The 3,855-nt window shown below is 31.6% G+C and carries 3 protein-coding genes; all 3 read right to left on the reverse strand.

Annotation, left to right across the window (positions count from 1 at the left end; genetic code table 11):
- Positions 1-1,887: an OmpA family protein gene (locus DFQ07_RS15400; protein ID WP_133538143.1), complete on the reverse strand. Its 1,887-nt coding sequence runs from the start codon at positions 1,885-1,887 to the stop codon at positions 1-3.
- Positions 1,888-1,898: 11 nt separating this feature from the next.
- Complete coding sequence (locus DFQ07_RS15405; RefSeq protein WP_133538144.1) at positions 1,899-2,840, reverse strand: PorP/SprF family type IX secretion system membrane protein; 942 nt, start codon at positions 2,838-2,840, stop codon at positions 1,899-1,901.
- Positions 2,841-2,850: 10 nt separating this feature from the next.
- The coding region (locus DFQ07_RS15410) for a gliding motility-associated C-terminal domain-containing protein (protein WP_133538145.1) at positions 2,851-3,855 on the reverse strand (1,005 nt) is incomplete at its 5' end.

Below are 3,855 nucleotides of genomic sequence, written 5' to 3' on the forward strand. Positions count from 1 at the left end.
CTATTTATAATCATTAACAATTATAAATTTCGAACGTCGGTTTTCTTGGTGTTCTTCTTCTGTACATTGAACACCATTTGAGCATTTATTAACTAACTGCTTTTCTCCATAACCAATAGCACTTTGTATTCTATTGGCGTCAATTCCTCTAGAGAAAATATAATCTCGAGTAGATTTAGCTCTCTTATCTGATAAAATTTCATTGTAACGATCGCTTCCCCTACTATCGGTATGTGCTTCAATTTTTATAATCATTTTTGGGTGATTATTTAGCACTCTTACAATATGTTCTAACTCGTAAGCCGCATCTGGTCGTATATTCCACTTATCAAAATCAAAGAAAATAGGATCTATTACAATCTCATTTCCTACGATTAATGGTGTTAAATACAAATCGTGTTCTATTTCTCTTCCTCTCACATCTGTAGTTTCAATATTATTTACAAAATCATCTTTATAATCTAATTTGGTTCCTCTTAAAGCAAATTTCTTTTCGCATTCTACTTCAAAAACATAGGTTGCATCTTCTTGAGTTACAAATCTTTTTATGACTTTTCCTTCTGAATCCATAAGCTCTACTAAAGTATTAGGTAAAATCTCTTTTGTTCTTTTATCAAAAGTTCTTCCCTTAATAAATTGTTTACACTTTAGTGTTTTAAACTTATAAATATCATCCTCTCCTTTTCCGCCTGGTCTATTTGAAGATAAATATCCTGATTTTCCGTCTTCATTATAAAAGAAAGCAAAATCATCATATCCACTATTAAATGGAGCACCTATGTTTATTACTTCTGATGAATTATTTTTTAATAAATCAGTTTTATAAATATCTAACAACCCCAAATTAGCATAACCATCTGAAGAGAAATAGAGGGTATAATCTTTAGCTACAAAAGGAAACATCTCTCTTCCAATTGTATTTACTTTATCGCCCAAATTTATTGGTTTACCATACCTCCCATTTGGTAGAATAGCTACTTTATAAATATCTGTTAAGCCATAACTATCTGGTCTATCAGATACAAAATACAACGTCTTCTCGTCTGGACTTAATGCGGGATGTCCGCTAGAATATATTTTATCATTAAATGGTAAATCTTCAATATTATCCCACTGTCCATTAACTAAAGTCGCTTTAAATATTTTTAAATGTGAAGTACCTTTTTTATCATACTCTAATTTATCTTTATCATCTAAGTTATTTCTTGTAAAATATAGTGTTTGACCATCTTTGGTTAAAGCAACACTTGATTCATGAAAACCTGTATTAATTTTAGAGGAAACTATAGGCATAACGCTTTCTATAATATCTTCTCCGTCTTCATTTTTAGTAATCTTAGCTTGATATAAATCTAAATACGGTTGGTTATTCCACTCATAAATTTTACCATTTTCATCTCTCGATGAAGCAAAGTATAGTTTCTGACCTCTCGCATACAAGCCAAACTCTGAGTTTTTAGTATTAATATCTAAATTTGCTACTACTACTGAATCTTTATTAAGTGTTTTTAACTTATCATAATCAACATTTCCTATTTTTAATGCTGCATCTGGAATTTTTTTCAACCACTCATCTGCTTTATCGTATTGACCAACACTCCTGAGTGATTGAACATATTTATATATAGCTTCATCGCTTAAACCTTCGTCTCTATTTGAAGCTACCCCATACCAGTAAGCCGCCTGTTCTGAATTGGAATTGTTATAATAACAGTCTGCTAATCTTGTTACCATATCTACTCCATCATCTCCATTATCTATTGCTTTCTTGTAAAATTCTGCTGCTTTTATATAAGAGTATTCTTTATAGAATTTATCTGCCACTTTTCTTTGTGAAAAAGCAAAACATGATATAAAAAGTAGTATAAGTGTTATTTTTGTCTTCATAACTATGCTTTTTAAAAATATCTAGGAGATTTTGTTCTATATAACTTAGGAAGCAACTCAAACATTAACAATATTTCATGGGTTCCGTTTGAATATTGATTAATATCTGATAAAGGATGTTCATACGTATACCCCACACGCAATTGTTTGGTTACTTGAAAATCTACTAATGCTCCTAAAGCGCCTGTATACTCATTTATTCTATACGATCCTCCTAACCAAAACTTTTCGTTGAATAAAAAGTTAGCTGTTATATCGTATGATAATGGTGCTCCATTTGTTGCTTTTATTAATGTAGCTGGTTTAAACTTTACATTATCACTTAAATCAAACACATACCCTCCTGTTAAATAATAACTTACCTTATCAATAACTCCGTAATTAATCCCATTAATTTCTAAATCATTGTGATCTATATTTAGTAATCTTGGTGCTGATAATCCTACATACCACTTATCGGTATGTAAGTATGCTCCACTACCAATATTGGGTTCCCATCGGTTTTGTATACCACTAATACCAGGATCTGAACCTTCTGATGCTTTTAACTCATCATCAATATTATATTGAGTAAATCCAGCTTTAAGACCAAAGGCTAACCTTAAGTCTTCGTTAAGATTAATTGTGTAAGAAAAATCTCCATACAAGTAGATAAAGTTTTCGTACCCAAGCTTATCGTTTATAAACGATAAGCCTAGTCCGATTTTATCATTTCTAAGTGGTGCATGAACAGATAGAGTTTGTGTTTCTGGTGCTCTATCTAAACCTACCCATTGACTTCTATGTAATCCTACTACACTTAATACTCCTCTACTACCAGCATACGCAGGGTTTATAGAAATTGTATTATACATGTACTGAGTAAATTGTGGTAATTGTTGCGATTGTACGTTAAAAATGCATACAAAGAATAGTGCAACAACTGTACGTAATATTCTGTAATTATGGTTCATAGCTATAATATTATTTGGTTCCTAAATAAATTGCCCCTGTAAATGGTTTTAAACCACTATTTTCTAATATTACAATGTAGTAATATGTACCTGCTGGTAGTCTTTTGGCTCCTCCAAATGTGCTTCCATCTGAAACTCCATTCCAATCATTTGCATAATTGTTAGATTCAAAAACTTTGGCTCCCCAACGGTTAAATATTTTTACATTTGCTACAAATCCACAAGATTCTACTCCTGTAATTTCAAAGAATTCATTCCACGAATCTCCATTAGGGGTTACTGCTTTAGATATTACCACATCTTCTTGTCCACATGGTAATACTACACAATCATCATTTATATTAATTGTTACTATAGTTGATGATAAACATCCATTATTAGGTGAAGTATAGGTAAATACATAATCTCCTAAACTTAAGTTTGATGGATCAAAACTTCCGTCTTCAGATAAAACTACGTTTCCTTGTGTTACTTCCCACGTACCTTCTTCACTTTGATTTGCTAAATAATCATTCAAGTTGATTTCTCCATCATCAATACATTTAGAATCTGCAATTTCAGTTACCGAAGTTTTTACTGTTACTGTAATATTTTGTACAAATTCTGCTACATTACCACAATCATCTGTGACTGTCCAGGTTCTTGTTATAGTATAATCGCTATCTGTTCCATCAAACGTACTTGTTTCTTCAAAACTTGTCTGCGTAACATTTGGTGAACAATTATCAACAAACTCTAACGTTGGTACTTCTGGAACATTATCACATTCTATAGTAATATCTTCAAGTGTAGACACTAACTCTGGCGCTTCATTATCTTCTACAGTAATTACCTGAGTATGTGAAGTTACATTTCCTGCACAATCTTGTACTGTCCAAGTTCTTGTAATTGTATATTCTGATGCACAACCTTCTTCTTGTCCTGTTTGCTCTTCTAAATATACAACTGTTACTTCTGAATTACAATTATCTGTTGCAGTTAATACAGTAGCTTCTGGAATTGCATCACAACTTAC

This window comes from Tenacibaculum caenipelagi (genome assembly GCF_004363005.1).
GTDB lineage: Bacteria > Bacteroidota > Bacteroidia > Flavobacteriales > Flavobacteriaceae > Polaribacter > Polaribacter caenipelagi.

Coding starts and splice junctions, on each gene's coding strand:
- DFQ07_RS15400 (WP_133538143.1), bottom strand. CDS start 1,887: ATGAAGACAAAAATAACACTTATACTACTTTTTATATCATGTTTTGCT.
- DFQ07_RS15405 (WP_133538144.1), bottom strand. CDS start 2,840: ATGAACCATAATTACAGAATATTACGTACAGTTGTTGCACTATTCTTT.